Below are 22,697 nucleotides of genomic sequence, written 5' to 3'. Positions count from 1 at the left end.
AATTATAATATTTTTTTAGGATTCATAATCCCTAAAGGGTCAAGCATTTTCTTAATCCCCTGCATAATATCCAACGCAACAGGTGATTTGAAAGTGCGTAACTCTTCACGCTTAAGTTGACCAATTCCATGCTCCGCAGAAAATGTACCCTGATAGCACATCACTAAATCATGAATGCGACGATTCATTTGTGACCATAATTGTAAAAACTCCGCAGTATCACCTCCAATGGGCTGTGTAACGTTGTAATGTAAATTTCCATCACCCATGTGACCAAAACAAACTACCCGCGCATTTGGAGCAATATCTTCAACAATAAGAGCTGCCTCAGCAATAAAGTCAGGAATACAAGCAATAGGCACTGCAATGTCGTGCTTAATAGATCCCCCTGCTAATTTTTGTGCATATGACATACTTTCACGCAATTTCCAAAAAAAATCTTGCTGCCTTAACGATTGCGCAACAACCGCATCCTCTATTACAGCACACTGTAAAGATTCTTCCAAAATAGCACTTAGCACTGATAATGCCTCATTATCATCTTGCAATGACGAAATATTAATCAATACATACCATTCATGCTCATGTTCAAAAGGAGACCTCTCACACGTGTTATAGCTTAGAGCCATTTGCAAGCTGAGTTTTCCCATAAGCTCAAAACCAGTTAACATCCCTCCCCCACGGCATTGAGCAAGAGATAAAAACTCAAGAGCCTTCACTGGAGTTTGCAAACCCACAAAGGCAACGGCTTTCCCTTTGATTTTTGGAAAAATTTTTAAAACTGCTGCAGTTATAATGCCTAGAGTACCCTCCGCACCAATAAAAAGATTTTTCAAATCATAACCACTGTTATCTTTCTTTACAAAACGCAAATCATCTAAAATACGACCATCTGGCAAAACGACTTCTAAACCAAGACAAAGCTCACGCATATTGCCATAAGCTAACACAGCTGTCCCTCCAGCGTTAGATGAAAGATTCCCCCCTATCTGACAAGAACCTTCTGATCCTAACGAGAGAGGAAAAAAACGACCCAATTCATTCACTTTTTCTTGTAGAGTCTGTAAAATAACACCGGCTTCTACCACAGCAAAGTTGCCCTCAAGATTAACAGATCTAATCTTATTCAATCGTTCCATGGATAAAATAACGTCGCATCCATCTTCATTTGGCTGTTGCCCCCCCACGAGACCTGTATTTCCACCTTGAGGCACAATTGGAGTGCGTGTTTGGCTAGCCAATTGCATAATTGATGATATTTCCACTGTGGAAGATGGACGTAAGAGCAACGGTGTTTTTCCATGAAAAAGTCCTCGCTCTTCAAGCAAATATGGTGCAATTAATGCTTGATCTGTTATAGCGTGTGCAGCACCAACAATTTCTCTAAATTTTTCAATCAAACTTTGCTCCATCTTCATTTTTCCCTTGGAGCCGCAGCACGTATTAAACGATCATTAATAGCCTCTCCCAATCCGTATGATGGAATAGGTTCTACTGCAATACATTTCAGATTGAATGAATCCAACTGCTTCATATATTGAAATAGATGAGAGGCAGCTTCTTCCAATTTTCCACTTTCACTAAGATTTAAAACAGAAACGGCATTTTCAACACCCATAATACGTCTGGGACCAAATGCTAAAAGCGCTTCACCACGCTCTACCTTTTGTGCATTCAAACGAACTGCAGTATTGGGTGCATAATGCGACTTTAACATACCTGGTGCCTCAATTGCTACCTGTTGATCCATCCGTTTCAGTGATTTTCCTGCTACTTCTTCAATTGCTTCAGCTGTGAGCCCTCCAGGACGCAAGAGATAAATATTGTCATTACAAACTTTAATAATTGTTGATTCAAGCCCTATTTTAGAAGCTCCTCCATCAATAATTAAAGGAATAGAAATTCCTAAAGATGCTAAAACAGCTTCAGCTGAAGTCGGACTAAGGCATCCTGATTGATTTGCACTAGGCGCAGCTAGAGGACGACCAAAGCATTCTACAATTTTCGCAAAACTGCTATCTGGAAAACGAACAGCCAATGTATTAAGACCAGCAGTGGTTAGAGGATGGATATTATGATGTATCTTTAAAGGTAAGACTAATGTTAAAGGACCTGGCCAAAACGCTTCCATTAACCGACGTGAAAGAAAATCAATTTCAACGTAGTATTCCGCCATAACAATGCTGCTTACATGCGCAATAAGAGGATTAAATTTTGGTCTCTTTTTCGTTAAAAAAATAGAAGCTATTGCTTTACCATTTGTCGCATCGCCAGCCAATCCGTAAACGGTTTCTGTCGGCAGTGCCACTAACTTTCCTTGTTTAAGAAGTGCAACTGCCTCCTTTATTGAAGCACTATTGATAGGCAGAATCGTCATAATATATCATCCCTGTAGCGCTCTTTGAGTGGTGCAAAACTATAACGGTGTAATCCCATAACTGGTCCATATTTATCAAGAGCTGTACGATGTGCTAGCGTTGCATAACCTACATGTTTCTCTAAACCATACTCTTTATAAACTTGCCCAGCGCACTCCATCATCCGATCACGCGTTACTTTAGCAATAATGGATGCTGCTGCAATTGAAACTGAACGCTGATCGCCCTTAATCAAACTCATTGCTGGACAGGATAGCTGGAAGGGAATGTCACGTCCATCAATCAATGCGTAGTGAGCTGGCACTGCTAATCCTCTAATACAGCGACACATTGCTTCTAAAGTTGCTTTTCTAATATTAGACTGGTCGATCGTACAAGCACAAAGACTAGCAACCGAAACGGCTAATGCACTTTGCAAAATCTCATAATAAAGCTTATTGCGTCGTTTGGCAGAAAGTTTTTTTGAATCATTTAACCCTTCTGGGATATGGTCTTTATCCAAAATAACTGCCGCTGTTACTACGGGTCCTGCAAGAGGACCACGTCCAACTTCATCAACACCAGCTATATGAAAGAACCCCTGTTCCTGCAAATCCAATTCGCACGAAAAGTTTGGCTTAAGCGGTAAATTAAACATGCTTGATACATTATCGATGTGATGAGACATATATTTTTTATCTATTTTTGCACCACTGTCTATTTTCTGCAATCCCTACAGAAAAAATAACTCATCCAACAAACCATTACGCTCCCCTATGCAAACACAAAGAGAAAAAATTCAATACATGAAATTTAATAGACATCCAGTTTCTTTAACATTACTCATCATATCTTCTATATGTCATTACATAAGTCTGAAAAACAAAAATCATATAAATTACCAAACTGCTGTATACAGAGATTCATCATTGATTTAAGAAAAGTCCCTTAATTTATATTATCTACCGTCAAGTGTTCCTAAAGCAATAATAGGTTTAACAAACCAGTTTGGATGCATTGATTTGATAAAAAGCGCTGCCTGCTGCGCTGCGTGCTTATCTTTAAAAATACCAAAACAAGTCGCACCACTCCCAGACATACGAGAAAAAAGAGAGCCACTCTTATCTAATGTATATAAAACTTCAGATAATCGAGGTGCAATTTTTAATGCAGGCACAAAAAGATCATTACGCGTTTCTTGTAAAACTTCAACCAATGAATAAACCGTCTTTAAAGCCAGTGGATCAATTTTTAAGGGAGCATGATTACGCTCTTCCAAGATATTAAAAACAGCTTTCGTTGCAATGCGTTGTCCATGATTAACCAATACCATTGCAAGAGAACAAGCCTCTTGTAGCCGTGTTACATTTTGCCCAATTCCTTTCACAAAAAGCGGCTGTCGATATTCTAATGCAAAAAGGCACATCGGCACATCAGCACCAAGCACTAAACTCATTTCCGCTAATTCTTCACAAGAACAATCAAGACTCCATTGCTGGCGTAATATGCTTAAAACACCAGCAGCATTGCCTGAACCTCCACCAACCCCCGAAGCAACTGGCAACATTTTAACAAGTCGAAAAAAAGCAGGTTTAGCACGTTTAGGGAATGTCTTACACATAAAATCATGTGCGCGAACAACTAAGTTATTTGTATCTGAAACAAGCCCGTCAGCAAAAGAGCCTGCCAGAACAAAGCGGTTACTCTCACAAGGTGTGTAGCCCAAACAGTCACCGTTTAAACTAAAATAAACCAGACTCTCTATTAAATGATAACCATCAGCGCGTTGACCCACAACATGTAAAGCTAAATTCAACTTAATGGGTGTAAATATATAAGAACACCCTTTAAACGAAGCTTCTACATTTGATATCATTTAACGTAACATTCACCAGTGCAAGAATCTTTTACCAATATGTCTCTTATATGTACATGGGAGTAAGCTTTTGCACAAACAAACATGCTGCGATACTTTCCGCAATTGCTTTCTAAATAAACAGCAAGTGTAGAAAATTATCCATGCAAATCAAATTCGATACAATCATTCCCATCATTTCAGATCTTTACCCTTCTATCGTTGTTTTTAAGTAAAATTATCAACTAAATTCAGCATCATATATCGAATTATCTCAACTTTACTACAAACCATAACGCTGCCAAAGCACCCGCTCTTGTGCTACCATTAATGCACTATCAACCGCTGTATGAACCGCATCAGCAGTAACCCCTGAAGGAACCTTAGATCCTAAAAAACTCTTTGGAGGAATAATCAATCGAAGTTTCGTATCATGTCCAAACCGCTCTTTAATAACAGAACGCACATCATTTAATCCATCAATCAGACCAAGTTCAACGCTTTTCTTTCCACTCCAAAACATTCCTGTAAAAATATCTGGATCATTTGATAGCTTTTCTGCACGTCGCTCCTTAACCAAATCGATAAAAATTTGGTGAATTTCAAGCTGTAGAGATTTCAAATGCTCAATCCCCATCTTCTTTTCTGGCTGAAATGGATCTAATACAACTTTATTTTTTCCTGCTGTATATACACGACGTTCTACGCCAATTTTTTTCAAAAGCTCAGGAAAACCAAAGGAAGCTGAAACAACTCCAATAGAACCAACAATTGAAGAAGGATCAGCAAAAATTTCATCCCCAGCACAAGCAATCATATAACCACCTGATGCGGCTATATCTTCAATAAACACGAGAACCCGTTTATCTTTTTCCTCTGCTAGATCACGGATACGCTTGAAAATAAGACGTGACTGTACAGGTGATCCACCAGGAGAATTAACAATAATAGCAACAGCTGGTGCTTTTTTGTAAGCAAAAGCCTTATCTAAAAGATTCGCACACCTGCTTAACGAAAGCGTACGATTTACCATTGAAGTTGAATTCATAATCGCCCCATGAAGGCGCACTACAGGAATTTCAAGTTTACTAGAATAAAAGCAATGTGGAATAAGATTTTTGATAGCATCAATCAAAACAAAATTTCCTTATAATTAGATAAGACCAAATAGGCAAGGACACAAAAAAGGAAGAGCATAACTGTACACAAAAGTGCCAATAAAAGTAAAAATCACAAATCCAAGTCCAAATCCATCCAAAATTAAAATCTCCTTAAAAAAATGAAAGATTTTTATCTAAGTTTAAATCATAAATTGGAAAACGTAAAATATCATTAAAAAAGTTCCCACAAACTTGTACGTCCATTATTAATTGCGTCAACTCTTGGTGAAAAAGCGTGACCATCACCCTCATCATGTATAACCAGCGGCGGCAACATAGATAAAGCTGCACGGCTTCCTCGTTTTGCATAAAACAAAACCCGAATTGCGGCTGTTACAACGCGCGCATGAATAGGAATTATGCAAATATTACCAAAGCGCCCCTCCAAAGCACGCAATATATCAGTCAGTGACTGCGGTCGCGCAATTAACCCAAGATATCCACTTGGTTTAACAATTGCAGCTGCACTTCGAAACCAATTATCAAACATCGCTTCAGGCATAACATGTGCCTCAAGCCTCTGCTCATCAGGAGTTTTACGATCCTCAGGATTATTAAAAGGCGGATTCATAATTGCAAAATCAAAACTATTATCTGCTAAACCTGCCTCTAAACGAGCCTTCCCTCTATATGTCACATCTGCTTTCAATAAGCAAATTCGGTCAGCAAATTTCTCATTTTGTTTAAGCATAAGCGTTTTTTGAGCGTAAGATGCCATAAAAGCTGACCGCTCAACTAATGTAACATGAGCCTCCAAACAGCGTGAAGCTACTGCCAATCCTGCAGCACCAGCACCAGCACCTAAATCAACAACCTTACCTTTAAAATTATTGGGAACCAAACCAGCTAATAACATAGCATCCATACCAGAACGGTGACCACGCGAACGTGGCTGGACTAAATAAAACTTTCCACGATGAAATCCATCTATTGTTTCATCACTATGATTTGTTGTTTTATTCATTTAAAATCCCAGTATTCATATTCATAATTTGTATTTCTATCTGTCAACCAATTATCCAAAAGAAACTATTTTAAGTTTTTCATAATTTCATAAAGGCAACATTACCTAAAGTACAAAAAAAATATTCCTCACAAATATCATTTAAGGCTTACGCTTCAAAGTGATATCAAAGCTTGAGTCAAAGCAATCCCCTCTTTATGCTATGAATGAAAATAAAATTCGTATATGTTTGTTACAATCCTCTAGGAGTAAACACATTGAGTGCAGCCACAAAACAAAACCAAATAAACAACAATAATGCTTCTCTCCAATCCCTCATCAATCTTACCAAAGATGATATGGAACGCGTAAATCAATTCATCCTCTCTATGGCAAAATCAGATGTTGCAATGATTCCTGAAATTTCAAACCACCTTATTTCATCAGGTGGAAAGCGGTTGCGTCCAATGATCACATTAGCTTCTGCCCATATGTTTAATTATCACAATGATAGCCATATAAAACTCGCAACAGCAGTTGAGTTTATGCATACAGCAACCTTATTACATGATGATGTAATCGATGAAAGTAATTTACGACGCGGAAAATCTACTGCACGAATGATTTGGGGAAATCAAGCAAGCATACTTGTTGGTGATTTTTTATTGGGACAAGCTTTTAAAATGATGGTTGATGTTGGTTCCATAGAAGCACTCTCCGTCTTAGCCAACGCTGCAGCAATTATCGCTGAAGGAGAAGTCATGCAACTTTCTGCTACAAAAAATGTAGAAACTAGTACTGCAGATTACCTCAAAATCATCAATGCAAAAACGGCTGCACTTTTTTCAGCTGCCGCTGAAGTTGGACCAATTATTGCTGACTATGGACATAAAGAGCGTTTTGCATTGCGTGAATATGGAACATTTTTAGGGTTAGCTTTCCAATTAATTGACGATGCACTTGACTATGGTGGCGCTGCCAAACATCTTGGAAAAAATATAGGCGATGATTTCCGAGAAGGCAAAATTACTATGCCTGTTATCCTTGCCTATGCACGAGGCACTACCGAGGAAAAAACATTTTGGAAACAGGCTCTTGAAGACGGAAACAATAATGATGAAGCTTTCACATACGCACAACAGTTAATAGAAAAATATGACAGTCTTACAGATACAATAGAGCAAGCACGCATTTATGGAAAGCGTGCAACCAATTCTCTTGCTTCAATGAACGAAAGCCCCGCTTATAATGCTCTAATCGAAACTATTGAATTTTGTATTGCACGTGTAAATTGATTCTTGGTAGGAATCACAAAATTTTTCAATAAAGTTGCTGAATATGATTTATAAACCGTACAGTTGGTTGATTAAGAAGGATGATCTCTATGCGCAGCGTAAAAATATCCCGCTTTTTTATTCTCTTTACCGCGGGTACCATACTGATACCGTCCCCTCTATATAGTAAAATTGATACAGCTATCAGTACAAACTCATTTACAGGCGCTTATCTGGCTGGAAGGGTTGCAAACCATGAAAACAAAACAGATCTTGCCATCGATTATTTTAAACAAGCACTTGCTTATCAACCTGATAACATTGAAACACAAACAGAGATCTTAGAAGTAATGCTATCTGCTGGTACCTTTAAAGAAGCTGTTAAACAAGCCCAAAAACTGAAAAAACAAAATATTATAACTCCCTTTGTTACTTTGACATTGTCGATAGAAAACCTCATCAAAAAAGACTATAAAAATGCTGCACTTGTTTTACAATTAAAGGAACCTCCTACTATCAATAATCCCATACCTGAATTAATCGGCGCTTGGGCCACATTTGGATCTGGGCGTCAATCTCAAGCAATCGCTTATTTTGAAAAAGTCCAAAGACCAGCTTGGTATGATTTTTTTATATGTTATCACCTTGCACTCATGAGCGACTTAGCAGGACATACGCAAAAAGCAAAAAAATATTTCACTCAAGCGCTTAACAATCAACAAGGTCCTCTTATAGCTCCGAATACTTATGAACGCGTCATTATAGCCTATACCTCATTCCAATTGCGTCATAAAATGCATAACCAAGCTATTCAAACCCTCAAGCATGGCGAACAAATGTTGCCAAGCCGAGAAACACTCAAAAACATCCGAGAAAAAGTTGAAAAAGGTGCTATCTTAGAACAGCTCATTAAAACACCTCAACAAGGAGCAGGTGAAGTATTGTATAACTTTGGAACATCTCTCAACCACAAGAGCTCTGGACGAATTGCACGTATTTTTAAACAATTATCTTTAGCCTTGTATCCTCAAAATGACGCAGCACTCTTCCAATTAGCAAATACTTCTGCCAGACTGAACGATCTCAATCAAGCAACTAAACTTTACCGCGCTTTATCACCTAGTTCCTCTTATTATAAATCTGGACAGTTACGACTTGCACTTATTCTTGCAAACAATAACAATTACAATGAATCTATCAAATTACTCACCTCATTAAAGAAAAAATTCCCTAATGATCGTCATATTTTAATAATGTTAGCCGCTATTTATATGCAGGAACATAAATTTGCCGAAGCTGTCAAAGTTATGGATGGTGCCATTGCACGGATAAAAAATTTTCAAAAAGACGATTGGAAACTTTTTTATCAGCGTGGTATTGCATTCGAACGTTTACAGCAATGGCCAAAAGCCGAAGTTGACTTGCGAAAAGCGCTTGAATTTTTCCCTGATCAACCGCAAGTTCTTAATTACTTAGGCTATTCTCTCATTGACCGTAATCAAAAACTTGAGGAATCACTTCGTATGTTGCAAAAAGCTTCTACATTACAATCTCAAAATAGTCATATCTTAGATTCTTTAGGGTGGGCTTATTATAAGCTTAAGCAATATAACCAAGCTGTCCAAATATTGGAGACGGCTGTTAAGTTGCAACCTGAAGATCCAACATTGAATGATCACTTAGGTGATGCCTATTGGAAAGTTGGACGCAGGCGTGAAGCAATATTTCAGTGGAATCATGCGATAGATGGGGAACCAGAAAATTCCAAGGAAATTAAAGAAAAGTTGAAATTTGGCTTGCAATAAATAACGATGCTTGACCATAACCATATGAAACAATAGACAGTAATTAAGGTTGAAGTTCCTTGAGGCGCTGTCTATTGTGACAACATTAAAGAGTATAAAGCGTGAAATTGCCTGAATATCTTAATCCTATACGTTCTTTTCAGGGACTGATTTTAACTTTACAAAATTATTGGGCTCATTATGGGTGCGCAATTCTGCAACCTTATGACATGGAAATTGGAGCTGGAACTTTTCACCCAGCCACAACATTGCGCTCACTGGGACCACGCCCTTGGAAAGTAGCTTATGCCCAGCCTTCTCGGCGCCCAGCAGACGGCAGATATGGAAAAAATCCGAATCGTTTACAGCACTATTATCAATTCCAAGTACTCCTTAAACCTTCTCCCCACCACCTACAAGATCTTTATATAAAATCATTACAAGCCATTGGTCTTGATACAAAACTTCATGATATTCGCTTTGTTGAAGATGATTGGGAAAGTCCAACACTTGGAGCTTGGGGACTTGGATGGGAATGCTGGTGTGATGGAATGGAAATCTCTCAATTCACTTATTTTCAACAGGTTTGTGGCATTGAATGCGCTCCAGTTTCAGGAGAACTTACCTACGGGCTTGAGCGTTTAGCAATGTATATTCAGGGTGTTGATAACGTCTATGACCTTAACTTTAATGGTTTAGATGGAGAAAATAGAATAAGTTATGGAGATATTTTTTTACAAGCAGAGCAAGAATATTCATATTATAATTTCGAATTTGCTAATACCGAATTACTGCACCAACATTTTATCGATGCAGAATGCGAATGTATCGCACTCCTTGAGGCTGGAAAACCAAAGAAAAAAAATGACTCACATCTTTGTGTTTTTCCAGCTTATGACCAATGTATTAAAGCGAGCCATATCTTTAATCTTTTACAAGCACGTGGCGTTATTTCTGTAACCGAAAGACAAAGTTATATTCTTCGTGTTCGTGATCTTGCACGCCGCTGCGGAGAAGCTTTTTTACTCACTGAAGCTGGTAAAATACACACAAACGGAGAAGCCTAATGTCTGATCTCCTTCTTGAACTTTTCAGCGAAGAGATCCCTGCTCGCATGCAACGAAAAGCTGCTGCTGACCTCAAAAAATGTGTTGCGGATCAACTTGTCAATGCAGGCTTAACCTATAAAGCCGCTCGCGAATATTGGACACCCCGTCGGCTAACATTAGATGTACGGGATGTTTCTATACGTTCAAAAGATATCCATGAAGAACGTAAAGGTCCCAGTACAAAATCACCACAACATGTGATTGATGGCTTCCTACGCGCAACAGGACTGAGCGATATTTCTGAAGCACATATTGCACATGACAGTAAAAAAGGTGATTTTTATATCGCTAAAATCATTAAAAAAGGTCGAAGTGCAGAAGAAATTATTGCTGCTATTTTACCAGATATTATTCGTAATTTTCCATGGCCGAAATCTATGCGCTGGGGCAAAGATTCAGAAAAAAGTGGCGCACTGAAGTGGATTCGCTCTTTACAAAACATTCTTTGTATCTTCGGTCCAGAAATTGGTGAAACGCATGTTGTTCCATTTACGATTGGCTCTCTTAAAAGCAATAATCTCACTTATGGTCATCGTTTCTTAAGTGATGAAAAACCTATCCAAGTTCGCCGTTTTGATGACTATGTCACACAACTTGAAGCGCATAAAGTTATTTTGGATGCAGAAAGGCGAAAAAATATCATTTTGGCAGATGCTCAAAATCTTTGCTTTGCGAATGGCTTAGAACTTGTTCAAGATAGCGCTTTGCTGGAAGAAATCGCAGGACTTGTTGAGTGGCCTGTGGTACTTATGGGAAGTTTTGACAAATCTTTCCTTGATATTCCTGCAGAAATTATTCGCTTGACTATTCGAGCTAATCAAAAATGTTTTGTAACCCGTAAACAAGGTGAACAAAGTAAACTTTCTCATCATTTTATTCTTGTCTCTAATATTCTTGCAAATGATGAAGGAAAGGAAATTTCTAAGGGAAATAGCAAAGTTGTATGTGCCCGTCTTTCTGATGCGCTATATTTTTGGCAAACAGACCAGCATAATCTACCTGATATCAAGCAGTTAGAAGCCTCTGTTAAAAAGTTTGATCTTGATTTAAATAAGCCTCTCGATCAGAGAATGGCACGGCTTGATCATTTAAATGTGACCTTCCACGCAAAATTAGGCACACAAGGTGCAAGAGTAGAACGAATCGCTATATTAGCACAAAAAATTGCACCTTTAGTGCAAGAAGATCCTCTATTAGCTAAACGTGCAGCAGTACTTGCAAAAGCCGATTTGCAAACAGAAGTTGTTGGAGAATTCCCTGAGTTACAAGGACTGATGGGAAGAAAATATGCACTCCTTCAAGGAGAAGACCCACGCGTAGCTGAAGCAATCGAAGACCATTATAAACCTCAAGGACCTAAAGATCATATTCCGCAAGCACCTATTGCTGTAACAATTGCACTAGCTGATAAAATTGATATGCTCGTTGGCTTTTGGCTTATTAATGAAAAACCAACCAGTTCAAAAGATCCATACGCGTTAAGACGAGCAGCATTAGGAATTATTAAGATTGTGCTTTTGCATAACTGGAAATTTAATTTTATGCCACTCTTTGATTTGGCAATGAATCTTTTTTTACAACAAAATATTAAACATAAAATATCCCCTATAAAAGCTGAACAATTACAGAATATACCTCTAGAAAAAACAGAATATATTTTATCAGATCTGTTGTTCTTTCTTCATGAACGTCTCAAAATCTATCTAAAAGAGGAAGGCATTCGTTATGATGCTATTGAAGCAATCTTACATAAAGATGCTGATGATTTTTCATTGATTACACGTCACATCACGGCACTTATTGCTTTTATCAATACAGATGATGGGAACAGCCTTTTAGCCGCAATAAAACGTACTGTAAACATTCTTGAGAATGAACTTCCAAAAAGTGCACCAATAGTGCACGAAATTAATCCAGAACTCTTTGTTGAAACAGAGGAAAAGCAGCTTTATCACGCAATGATTGAGGTAGAAACCAAAGTCCATCACCACATTAATACAGCAAGTCTATCACTTGCACTCAATGCGCTAGTGCCACTTGGGAAAGTTATTGACACATTTTTTGAAAAAGTATTGGTAAATGATAAAAATTCTCATGTTCGCACTAACCGCCTTGCTCTTCTTAAGCGTGTGCGCGCCATTACACAAACAGTTGCAGACTTCTCGAAACTGGCAATCTAAAATCTAATTTTTATCAACTTAAAAAATAATAAAGGTAAAGCTCTGTTATTTTTTAGAATTTTTGTCATTAAATATCTTAGAATAACCCTAATACTGCTCCAGATAATTTCAAGAAATTGTAGAGCTGTAGCGTAAAAAATATAAATAAACTAATCAAAATATTGAGATAATAATCAAATATAAAAGTGAAAACAGCTAAAAATCAGAAAATCGCTAGAATCTTGAAAAAAATTCAGCTCCTGAAGCTTAGATCTTTTCACTTACAAAGCCATTAATTAAGATATGCTTTCATTTTTGTAAGAGACTCTTCAGAAAATGACTCTTTAATGAGTTTATCAGCTCTATCAGCATCTAATTCCTTCGTAATAAGTGTACGTGCAGCGGAAATTGCTAAATCAATAGCAGATGAAGAAACCATACGTATCGCATCAGCCTCTGCTTGAGCAATTTTTTGTTCTGCTAGCTTATTGCGATTCTTTACATACTCCTCCGCTTTTACACGTGCCTCAGCGACTACAGATTCAACTTCATGCTTAGCCGCAGCAATAATTTCTTGTGCATCCTTCTCCGCTTCTGCATGTTTGCGCTGATATTCTGCTAAAATTTCTTGTGCTTCTTCACGAAGACGCAGAGCCTCATCGAGCTCATCCTTAATACGCTTTGCCCGTGCATCAAGATGATTTATAATTTTTTCTGGAACCTTAAAATAAAATAAAAGAATCAGAAAAAGAACTAACCCAACAAAAGCCCAAAAAGTATCAGTCATTTTTGTAATCCTTAATGATTTGTAGCTTTCACAGCTGAATTAACAGAATCTTTATTGACATCAACATTAATCAATTTTTTTACAATCTCAAAGGTCAATTCTTCAGCAATTGAGCCAACATTCTGCATAGCTTTATTCCGAATTTTTTCTATCTGTTTTTCAGCCTCTTTTAGCTTTTTTTCTAAATTTTCTTCAATTTCTTTTCGCTCAAGCTCAGACTTTTCTTTTATCTTTTCACCAGCTGCCTGCGCTATAGCATGAGCTTGTAAACGAGCCTCAGCTAATTTTCGCTCATAAGTTTCAACTACGGTATCCGCTTCCTGCTTCATGCGTACTGCTTGATCCAAATCAGATGCTATTCGATCTCGACGTGTTTCAATAACACCACCGATACGCGGTACAATTACACGAGAGATAAAAAGATAAAAAAGCCCAAAAGAAATCACTAACCAAAAAAAATGTGAACCAAAGTGCACAAAATCAAACGGCGGAAACACCCGATTCACATGCTCCGTTGCATTCTTGATATGTTCTACCGATGTTTCAGTAGTCTGTGCATAAGCGCTGGAAACAAGCATCCTATTTTATCCTTCAAACCACTTATTAAGATTCTCTATTCAAAACCGATAATAACTTATTAACGTCTTTTTCATTAAGAGATAAAGGGTACGACCGCCTTTCATCTAAAAAACAGACATACCCCTTTGAAAGTTGATTAAACCGCAAAAAGAAGTAACAAAGCAACGAGCAATGAAAAAATCCCCAAAGCTTCCGTCACAGCAAAACCAAAAACTAGACGGCCAAACTGACTATCTGCTGCAGATGGATTTCGTAACGCGCCAGAAAGGTAGCTACCAAAAATATTTCCAAGACCCAAAGCTGTCCCAGCCATACCAAAGCAAGCAAGACCAGCGCCAATATATTTTGCTGCGAGCACTAATTCCATATTATTCTCCTTTGAAGTGAAATTGCACTGTTTGACGGGAAACTACCAGTTTATATTAATGTCCTGGATGAACCGCATCATTGAGATACATACAAGTTAAAACCGTAAAGACGTACGCTTGAAGAAATGCAACCAAAAATTCAAGAGCAGTAATCGCTACAGTCATGATAAGCGGCAAAATTGAACCGCCAACGCCTACGATTCCTACTCCAATCATTGATACAATAAAACCAGAAAATACTTTGAGGGTAATATGACCAGCAAGCATATTAGCAAAGAGACGAAGCGAAAGACTTATAGGACGAGAAAAGAAAGAAATAACCTCAATCATCGTAACCAAAGGCAAAATTACAACAGGCACACCACTGGGAACGAACAGTTTCAAAAAACTACACCCATGCTTATAAAAACCGTAGAAAATCACCGTCAAAATCACCAACATCGCCAATGAAAAAGTGATCATAATTTGAGAAGTAATCGTATAAAAATAAGGGAAAAGACCAATAAAATTAGCAACCAAAATAAAAGTAAACAGAGAAAAAACCAAAGGAAAAAACTGCATCCCCTGCACACCAGACGATTCCCGCAAAGTTGATGCTACAAACTCATAAGCCATTTCTGAAATGGACTGCATTCGCGTTGGAACTAACCCACGACTTGATGATGAAAAGAAAAGAAAGACTGAAGTTACAACGACAGTAGCTACTATAAAAAATGATACGTTTGTAAACGATAAATCCATATTTCCTATAGAAATATTAACTAACCGTGAAACCTCAAACTGATGAACAGGATCTGGAGCGTGCGATGTCACTTCAACCTCATTTATTGGACCTCTTCTCGGCCCCTTTATCTTGGCGCAATGCGCCTCTTTGCCCTAATTGGCCGGAGGCAATGTAGCCCACAGACCGAAGAATACTTAATACACCAGCAGCAAATCCAAGAAAAAGAAAAAATACCAACCCCCATGGCAATGAACCCGCTAGCTTGTCAAACCCTAACCCTAACACCACACCAACAATAACACTTGCCAAAAATTCACTGGAAAGCTTAATAGCGCGCGCTATCCCTTCTTGTGGCTTTTCCCCCTCATTCTTAAATCCTCGCTTCTTTAACGCTTCTTTACGCATCAAAGCTAAACCTAAATTCTGACTACGGCATTCCAAATCCTCTGAATGAAAACAATCTCCTTGCCTTTTTCCCTCAGCTTCCTTTTGCGGCACAACGGGTTCATCGCCCTTCGCCATAATCGACTCCCTAATCAAAAAGCAAAGCCAAAATGTATCTTACAAAACCGCATATAACATATTGTTACCGAGTTTATTCGTCAAGTCGCCAAAAGAAATCTATCACAATTTATCGCATAAAATATGCATTTAAATTTTATTAATTTTCGTATTAACGCACTCTAAAGGATCACTTTAATCCGCAAATAGCGCGCTATAACTTCACCTCAAAAAATCATATCATTCCTATGCCACAGCTTTATCACTATATTGAGTCAATACCTATTGAAAGAGACCAACTATCATACATTGTGAATAAATAAAAAATGGCATTAATGATTCTTTACATTCAATATGATCAATATACTACCTATTATCTATGCGACTATGGAAAATTTTTTCCTCCTCTCTGCTCCTAAGAATTGATAGCTTTACCGTTTTTTATTTCACGCAAACAACCAGCACTTCTTCCCTGCCAGTTATCTTTATTTTTTACAATTTAAGATAGTCTATTTATGCAATAAAAAATGGTTTCTGCCATCTTATTTATACAAGCACCGTTATCTGTTGAGTTCCTTAACAATCTTTAATTTAAAAACTCAATAACTCATGAAAGACATTCTTTAAAAATAAGTTTTTAACTGCAAATTCTATTAATTTTTAAGAAAAAGGAATCACTTTTTCTTGGAACGTGCTGCAAAGGGATTGTCAGATGTTCGTAACGATACACGAATTGGTATACCTAGCATATCAAACTGATCACGTAACCCATTAGAAAGATAACGCACGTACGATTGAGGCATAACCTTTGGTCGCGAGCAAGAAATTACAAACCCAGGAGGACGTGTCTTAACTTGTGCTATATATTTAACCTTAAGTCGGCGTCCTGAAATTGCAGGAGGAGGATGATGCGCAACAACTGTTTCAAGCCATCGGTTCAATTTGCCCGTAGAAATATGACGATTCCATACACAGTGCATCATCATGATATTTTCCATGAGTTTATCAATCCCCCGACCATATTGACCTGACAAAGGGACAGCTCTTAAACCACGAACTTGCGGAAGAAGGCGAGTACATTTTTCATGCAAATCAATTAATGTTGTTTGATGATTTTCAACAAGATCCCACTTATTGAAAGCAATAATAGGAACTCGCCCTTCACGAATCACAAGATCACAAATTTGTAAATCCTGTTTTTCAAAAGGTGCGGTCGCATCAAAAACGATCACCACTACCTCCGCAAAACGAATTGCACGTAAAGTATCTGCAACAGATAGTTTTTCTAATTTTTCTTGAACTTTTGATTTTCGACGTAAGCCTGCAGTATCAAAAAGTTTAATATGACGACCATGCCATTCCCAATTTACAGAAATAGAATCACGTGTAAGCCCTGCCTCAGGCCCTGTTAATAAACGATCTTGTCCTAACATACTATTGATGAGAGTCGATTTTCCTGTATTGGGGCGACCAGCAATTGCGATTCGAATGGGCTTACTTTCATCGTAAACAACCCCCTCTTCCTCCAAATCATCTACCTCATCACCAACAGATGCAATCTGCATAGCGACATGCTTTTTTTCGTTTTTCTTGTCAAAAACTCTCTCTTTACCAATCGCATCTATAATGGCATCATGAAGATCCGTAAGACCTAAACCATGTTCAGCCGATATTGGACAAGATTCTCCCAAACCGAATGACCATGCTTCATACTCCCCCCCTGTTGCCGCTTTTGACTCAGATTTATTAGCAACAAGAACAATTGGTTTACCCGACTTGCGTACCAATGAAGCAAAATTTAAATCGCTTGGTGTTATTCCACTCTTTGCATCAAACATGAATAAAATAAGATCAGCCTCATCAATGGCAGCTTTTGTATGAGAACGCATGCGACCTTCAAGTGTATGATCCCCCGCTTCTTCCAGCCCAGCTGTATCAATTACATCAAAACGTAAATCGTAAAGCTTAGCCGCATGAACACGCCGATCACGTGTCACACCTGGTTTATCATCAACCAAAGCCAATTTTTGCCCCACCAAACGATTAAATAGTGTTGACTTTCCAACATTTGGTCGACCAACTATAGCAATGGTAAGATCCATCAATTTATTCCTTACTTGCCTTGCCTTCAGCTTGAATAAGCTCAAGCATGATGTATGCTCGATCTGTTATTTTCAACCCTAAAGCACCTTCCTCAGTAATCTCCCGAAAATAATAAACTGCCTCATCCATCTTATCAGCTTTATAAGCAGCTAAGCCTAAAGCCTCTCTCGCAGACATATGCATAGGGTCATTATCATTTGCCATATCTTTGACGCGTTTTTTGACATCATCAAAGGTTCCTGTATCAACCAAAATATAAGCTGCCCGAATTCTTGCAATTTTTTGCAAAATTTGCGGCGCTTTTTCATCAACAGCAACAGAGTCAAAAACCTCCACTGCTTTAACAGCATCACCTTTTTCCATCAATAAAGAAGCTTCACGCAAACGAGCAAGAAAAGGATATCCTCCAAAATTAGTTGCCTTAACATCCTCTAGCTGCTGCATAGCCTCATCAAAATGGCGTGTATCTGCAAAACCAAGACCTTTTATAAACATATCACTAATATGATCAGCTTTCTTCATTTGCTCATGGCGGTAAACCTGGTAAACAGCTACCGTTAATATAAAAACAATGATTGCAACAATAATCGAAAGACCATAACGTCTCCAAAAAGCAAGAGCTTTTTCCTGACGAAACTCTGCATTAACTTCAGAAATAAAATTATCATACGACATATATCATACCTTGGAAAAAATTTATTTTTTGCGCTTTTACGCATAAATGAGCAAAGATGGTAGTCCCCACTAACTAAAAATACTAAAATCGTCAGTTCATTAGCTTAAAACCAACGTGTATCCACATCAATTGATTTTTTTCAACTGGCATCAATCAAAAACGATATAATTGCCTTGCAGTTAACTTAGCTTTTACATATTTTTAATTTAAAAATGTTTGAAATTAAATAGATAAGCGCTTTTACCCAGCATAAAAGAATTGCTTTAGCTATAAAAAAAACTCAATAACAAATCAAACTTCTAGCAAAACTTTTTACATAAAATCTTTTTAGCGTCCCTTCATTTGATTAATATTTGCTGCAATGCACATTAAAGTTACGAAAATACTTATTGTAATGGCCAAATCCACATTAGCATTGGAATCGCAACAATGACTATCAATACAGCCAATGGAGCACCCAAGCGTGGATAATCACTAAAACGATATCCTCCTGGTGCCATCACAAGCATATTACATTGATGTCCAATCGGTGTAAGAAATTCACATCCAGCACCAATTGCAACAGCCATCAAAAAAGCCTCTGGCTTATAATGAAGAGAATGCGCAAAACTTGATGCGATTGGTGCTACCATCATTACTGTCGCTGCGTTATTCAAAAATGGCGTTACCAACATTGCTGTAATCAACATAAGTGCTAATGCACCAGATGGCGGCAAAAATACTGCCAATTGGCTAAGCCAATGGCCTATAAGTTCTGTGCATCCAGTCTTTTCTAATGCTTCACTTACTGGAATAAGGGCTGCTAATAAAACTAATATTTGCCCATCTAATGCCTGATATAAATCACGTGCGGGTAAAACCCTAAAAATAACCATTGCAGCTGCTGCAGAAAAGAAAGAAAATGCGACTGGAACAATCTGAAAGGCTGTAAAAATAATTGCTATAAATAAAATAGCTAAAGATACAAGGCCATGTCGTAAATTCCCAAACATAATATTGCGTTTCGCTAAGGGTAAGCATTTCAATTCCCTTAACAAATTTGGAATAACCATATCCTGTCCTTGTAAAACAAGAACATCTCCAAGGTGAAAATCAATATCACCGAGTCTTCCCCGTACCCTTTCATGCTGGCGACTTAATGCAAGCAAATTCACATCATAGCGATCAAATAACAAAAATTTTCTCGCGCTAATACCAATAAGAGGTGAATTATGTGTGATAACTGCCTCAATAATATCAACGTCACTGTCTTTATCTCCCGTGGGAATATTGCGGCCAGTAGAAAACTCTAAACGAGCAGAATTAATTACACTATCTAGCCCTGTATGCGATCCTTCCAATACAACAATATCATTTTCAGAAAAAATAAAATCTGGCAGTGGCGAAATAGATACTTTGTTTCTGATAATTTGAATCACCATTACATCGCCGCCTGAGGGCTTAACGAGGTCGATAATGGTTTTTCCCACAATCGGTGAATTGGCTGGAATACACACTTCTGAAACATAGTTACGAATGTCAATAGCATCATCAAATGACGTTCCTGAACGTACACGCACAGGCAGGCGCCAAGAAAAAAAGACCAAATATAACACACCAACACTTGCAACAACTATGCCAACTGGCGTAAAGTCAAACATGGTAAAAGGAGCCCCTGCTAAACGCTCTTGCATAGCTGAAATAACAACATTGGGAGAAGTTCCTATCTGCGTCATAAGACCACCTAACAAAGAACTAAATGCCATTGGCATCAAAAATACAGAAGGTGAAACCTGAGAACGACGAGCAAATTGAAAAGCAATTGGAAGCATAATAGCTAACGCGCCAATGTTTTTCACAAACATTGACAAAAATACCACAGTAATAACTAAAAAAGCCAATTGAAGGCGTACTGACTTTACATCTGGCCATATCCGTTGAATAATAAATTCCATTATACCAGAGCGTGATACAGCCGTACTTACAACAAACACACTACCTACAATAATAACAATATCATTACTAAAACCGCTAAATGCCTCCTTTGGACTAACAAGGCCGACGACGCAAGAAATTAATAACGTGCAAACAGCAATAAGATCATAACGGAATCGATCCCAAATAAAAATAGCCATCATGAGACCGATGATGGAAAAAGCCATTATTTGATCTTCTGTCATAATATCCACCTCTCCCCATTAGATTACAATGAAAAACAATATATTTGTTATTTTTTAACCGCTCCTATAAAAAGCGACAAGATAAAAGCGGAAATGGATATGTTGTAAATATGATGTAATACCATAAACAAAATCATGACCATCACATATTTATTTATCTGTATGATAACTTTTTTATAAAATGCTGAAACCAAAGAAAATTGGTGACAACTGGTAAAAGCATATTGAAATTTAGAATTATTCTACTTACAAAAAAATATAAATTGATAACTGTTGAACTGGTGCATAATATATCTAAGCCTTTTTCGTTGCTTAAAAGAACTTATCTACACCTTCACATATAGTGATAAAAGCGAAAGAAAAAATAATGATCAATTTTAATAGCGGATTAAAATACTGGCTAACATATATTATTGGACTTGCTGCTATTTTAGCAATCATAATTGTCGGTAGTTTTTATATGGCAAAACCCTACCTTGACAATTTTGTAAAACGAGAGATAGCTCGCCGCTCCATAAAAGCAGAGACATCCGAAGTCAGCATCATGGGCAAAGTCAACATGACGAATGTCACTGTACCTTCTTCCCCTTCTGGCATGTCACTTAAAATTGGTGCTGTATCAGCTCGTCCGCCAATTTCCTTTATTCCTGGTACCTTTACACTTTATAATGTTGATCTGAAGCAAGATAATATTCATGTACGAATTCCCAAAATTTCTATTAATAGTGTATTTTTAAAAGAAAAAGACACCACGATCAAACCTTCTCTTTTGCAATCAATTATGCGTATTGACCTTGCGTCTATTATCGCACCAGATATATTGTTTTCTATAGAAAATAAGCATAAATTACCCACAAATCTTGCAATAAAGGATTTTGAACTTTCTGGCTTAAAAAATGGTCATATTCGTTCTGTTGGCATAAAAAGCATGGATTTTGTAGAGACATCCGTAAAGGATGGCAAATCGATGCGTCTGGTTGCCAAAAGTGACGCACTAAAAATTCATGATATTGACTTCTACTATTCTTTGGGGAAAAATAACACCATCAATAAAGGAAAGACTCTCATTGGGCCTATTTCTTCAAATGGTATGATGGTCAATATTTTTGAAGGAACAGAAAAAAATCCCTCTTCCTCTCTCTCTCTTGGCAAATTTAAAATGTCTGCTCTAGAAATGCAGTTACCTAAACAAACCCCTGAGAAATTAGCTAGAGATTATCTTAGCGCAAAAAAAGCAAATGATCAGGTCGCTGAAGCAGCTGCACGGAACGCTATTCTTATAAACGCCTTGCCCCTCATGATTTCAGCTAATATTCAACTTGATAAAGCCGCCATTGATACACCACAGATAAAGGCAACATTCGATTCACTCCAATATAAAGTGAGTCAATGGGAACAGCCTGAGGAACAGCCTATACTAAAACAATTGCTAGTTTCTCTCGATAATTTTTCATTGGTCCCTAAAAAAATAAAAAAAGAAGACTTTAATATCTTCAATAATATGGACTTTGATTCTGTTAATTTTTCAGGAAAAATCGACATCTCTTATGATGAAAAAAAGCGTACACTTTTTCTCAATACAATATCCCTCGACATAAAAGATATTGGCTCTGGAAAAATATCTGCTAAAGTTGTTGATCTTGATAAAAAAATCTTTTCTGGTCAAAAAGATGCAATAAATGCCGCTGCTCAAGACATTGGTATCACTGAAATTGACATGCGCTATACAGATGCTGGCTTCATTGATAAGTTTTTTTCTTCTCTTGCACAAAATTTTAGTGACAGTGACCATGATCTCAAAAAGGAACTCTATGACCATTTTTCTCTGATGACGATGCAAAGCATTAAAATATTGCTAAAAGATTATGAAGACGCTGAAAATATTTCAAAGTCATTTGGTGATTTTGCTAAAAATCCGCAAACATTGATGATTAAAGTAACAGCGAAAGATAACAAAGGCCTTACAGTGAATGATTTCGTAACTATCTTACAAAATGATCTATCAGCGGCTCTGAGCAAAGTAAATGTAACTGTCAAGACTGCATTATAGCCTATAAAAACGTACTCAACTTTAAAAATGATGCTCTTATCCATTGTTAAGAGCATCATTTTTATTTTCTTCTCTTGTATGATATAATCGGAGTGTTCTATATGATATT

At 37.5% G+C, this 22,697-nt stretch carries 19 protein-coding genes; 5 read left to right on the top strand and 14 right to left on the bottom strand.

Annotation, left to right across the window (positions count from 1 at the left end; genetic code table 11):
• Window positions 1-2: 2 nt before the first annotated feature.
• From V5N67_RS04055 to V5N67_RS04030, 6 genes are all read right to left on the bottom strand, one after another.
• Window positions 3-1,412 (bottom strand): FAD-binding oxidoreductase, encoded by a 1,410-nt coding sequence (locus V5N67_RS04055; protein ID WP_332060625.1) that lies wholly within the window; start codon window positions 1,410-1,412, stop codon window positions 3-5.
• Between the two features lie 2 nt (window positions 1,413-1,414).
• Window positions 1,415-2,377, bottom strand: coding sequence for an L-threonylcarbamoyladenylate synthase (locus V5N67_RS04050; RefSeq protein ID WP_332060624.1), 963 nt, complete (start codon window positions 2,375-2,377; stop codon window positions 1,415-1,417).
• Window positions 2,374-3,045 (bottom strand): ribonuclease HII, encoded by a 672-nt coding sequence (rnhB, locus tag V5N67_RS04045; protein ID WP_332060623.1) that lies wholly within the window; start codon window positions 3,043-3,045, stop codon window positions 2,374-2,376. Before rnhB ends, V5N67_RS04050 begins: the two co-directional genes overlap by 4 nt.
• Window positions 3,046-3,315: 270 nt before the next feature.
• Entirely contained in the window at window positions 3,316-4,233 is a 918-nt protein-coding gene (locus tag V5N67_RS04040; protein ID WP_332060622.1) for a 4-(cytidine 5'-diphospho)-2-C-methyl-D-erythritol kinase, read from the bottom strand.
• 262 nt (window positions 4,234-4,495) lie between these two features.
• Complete coding sequence (locus V5N67_RS04035) at window positions 4,496-5,347, bottom strand: S49 family peptidase (RefSeq protein WP_332060621.1); 852 nt, start codon at window positions 5,345-5,347, stop codon at window positions 4,496-4,498.
• Between the two features lie 197 nt (window positions 5,348-5,544).
• The gene (locus V5N67_RS04030; protein ID WP_332060620.1) at window positions 5,545-6,336 is read right to left on the bottom strand and encodes a tRNA1(Val) (adenine(37)-N6)-methyltransferase; all 792 of its coding nucleotides are present in this window, start codon (window positions 6,334-6,336) and stop codon (window positions 5,545-5,547) included.
• Between the two features lie 257 nt (window positions 6,337-6,593).
• Between V5N67_RS04030 and V5N67_RS04025 the strand changes: the two genes are divergently transcribed.
• The 4 genes from V5N67_RS04025 (at window position 6,594) to glyS (ending at window position 12,662) form a co-directional block, all read left to right on the top strand.
• Entirely contained in the window at window positions 6,594-7,610 is a 1,017-nt protein-coding gene (locus V5N67_RS04025) for a polyprenyl synthetase family protein (RefSeq protein WP_332060619.1), read from the top strand.
• An 89-nt stretch (window positions 7,611-7,699) separates the two neighbouring features.
• The gene (locus V5N67_RS04020) at window positions 7,700-9,394 is read left to right on the top strand and encodes a tetratricopeptide repeat protein (protein WP_332060618.1); all 1,695 of its coding nucleotides are present in this window, start codon (window positions 7,700-7,702) and stop codon (window positions 9,392-9,394) included.
• Between the two features lie 101 nt (window positions 9,395-9,495).
• On the top strand, window positions 9,496-10,440 hold the full coding sequence (locus V5N67_RS04015; RefSeq protein ID WP_332060617.1) for a glycine--tRNA ligase subunit alpha: 945 nt from the start codon (window positions 9,496-9,498) through the stop codon (window positions 10,438-10,440).
• The gene (gene glyS / locus V5N67_RS04010; protein WP_332060616.1) at window positions 10,440-12,662 is read left to right on the top strand and encodes a glycine--tRNA ligase subunit beta; all 2,223 of its coding nucleotides are present in this window, start codon (window positions 10,440-10,442) and stop codon (window positions 12,660-12,662) included. The genes V5N67_RS04015 and glyS overlap by 1 nt, the downstream gene beginning before the upstream one ends.
• 271 nt (window positions 12,663-12,933) lie before the next feature.
• Here glyS and V5N67_RS04005 read toward each other — a convergent pair whose 3' ends face one another.
• From V5N67_RS04005 to V5N67_RS03970, 8 genes are all read right to left on the bottom strand, one after another.
• A complete protein-coding gene (locus V5N67_RS04005; RefSeq protein WP_332060615.1) occupies window positions 12,934-13,428 on the bottom strand; it encodes a F0F1 ATP synthase subunit B in 495 nt (164 codons plus the stop codon).
• Window positions 13,429-13,439: 11 nt separating this feature from the next.
• A complete protein-coding gene (locus V5N67_RS04000) occupies window positions 13,440-14,006 on the bottom strand; it encodes a F0F1 ATP synthase subunit B (protein WP_332060614.1) in 567 nt (188 codons plus the stop codon).
• A gap of 137 nt (window positions 14,007-14,143) precedes the next feature.
• Entirely contained in the window at window positions 14,144-14,374 is a 231-nt protein-coding gene (locus V5N67_RS03995; RefSeq protein ID WP_004855165.1) for a F0F1 ATP synthase subunit C, read from the bottom strand.
• Between the two features lie 55 nt (window positions 14,375-14,429).
• A complete protein-coding gene (locus V5N67_RS03990; RefSeq protein WP_332060613.1) occupies window positions 14,430-15,188 on the bottom strand; it encodes a F0F1 ATP synthase subunit A in 759 nt (252 codons plus the stop codon).
• Between the two features lie 7 nt (window positions 15,189-15,195).
• The gene (locus tag V5N67_RS03985) at window positions 15,196-15,621 is read right to left on the bottom strand and encodes an AtpZ/AtpI family protein (protein ID WP_332060612.1); all 426 of its coding nucleotides are present in this window, start codon (window positions 15,619-15,621) and stop codon (window positions 15,196-15,198) included.
• Between the two features lie 653 nt (window positions 15,622-16,274).
• Window positions 16,275-17,702 carry a ribosome biogenesis GTPase Der gene (der, locus tag V5N67_RS03980; RefSeq protein ID WP_332060611.1) on the bottom strand — a complete coding sequence of 476 codons (1,428 nt, stop codon included), beginning with the start codon at window positions 17,700-17,702 and terminating at the stop codon, window positions 16,275-16,277.
• Window positions 17,703-17,706: 4 nt separating this feature from the next.
• Window positions 17,707-18,378 carry a tetratricopeptide repeat protein gene (locus tag V5N67_RS03975; protein ID WP_332060610.1) on the bottom strand — a complete coding sequence of 224 codons (672 nt, stop codon included), beginning with the start codon at window positions 18,376-18,378 and terminating at the stop codon, window positions 17,707-17,709.
• A gap of 387 nt (window positions 18,379-18,765) precedes the next feature.
• Window positions 18,766-20,538: an SLC13 family permease gene (locus V5N67_RS03970; RefSeq protein WP_332060609.1), complete on the bottom strand. Its 1,773-nt coding sequence runs from the start codon at window positions 20,536-20,538 to the stop codon at window positions 18,766-18,768.
• A gap of 367 nt (window positions 20,539-20,905) precedes the next feature.
• Between V5N67_RS03970 and V5N67_RS03965 the strand changes: the two genes are divergently transcribed.
• A complete protein-coding gene (locus V5N67_RS03965; protein ID WP_332060608.1) occupies window positions 20,906-22,588 on the top strand; it encodes an aq_1923 C-terminal domain in 1,683 nt (560 codons plus the stop codon).
• Window positions 22,589-22,697 lie beyond the last annotated feature (109 nt).

The sequence above is a fragment of the Bartonella rhinolophi genome (assembly GCF_036576165.1).
In the GTDB taxonomy this organism is placed as follows: domain Bacteria; phylum Pseudomonadota; class Alphaproteobacteria; order Rhizobiales; family Rhizobiaceae; genus Bartonella.
Note: the sequence above shows the minus strand (reverse complement) of the source record. Positions and strands in the feature narration are given on the sequence as shown.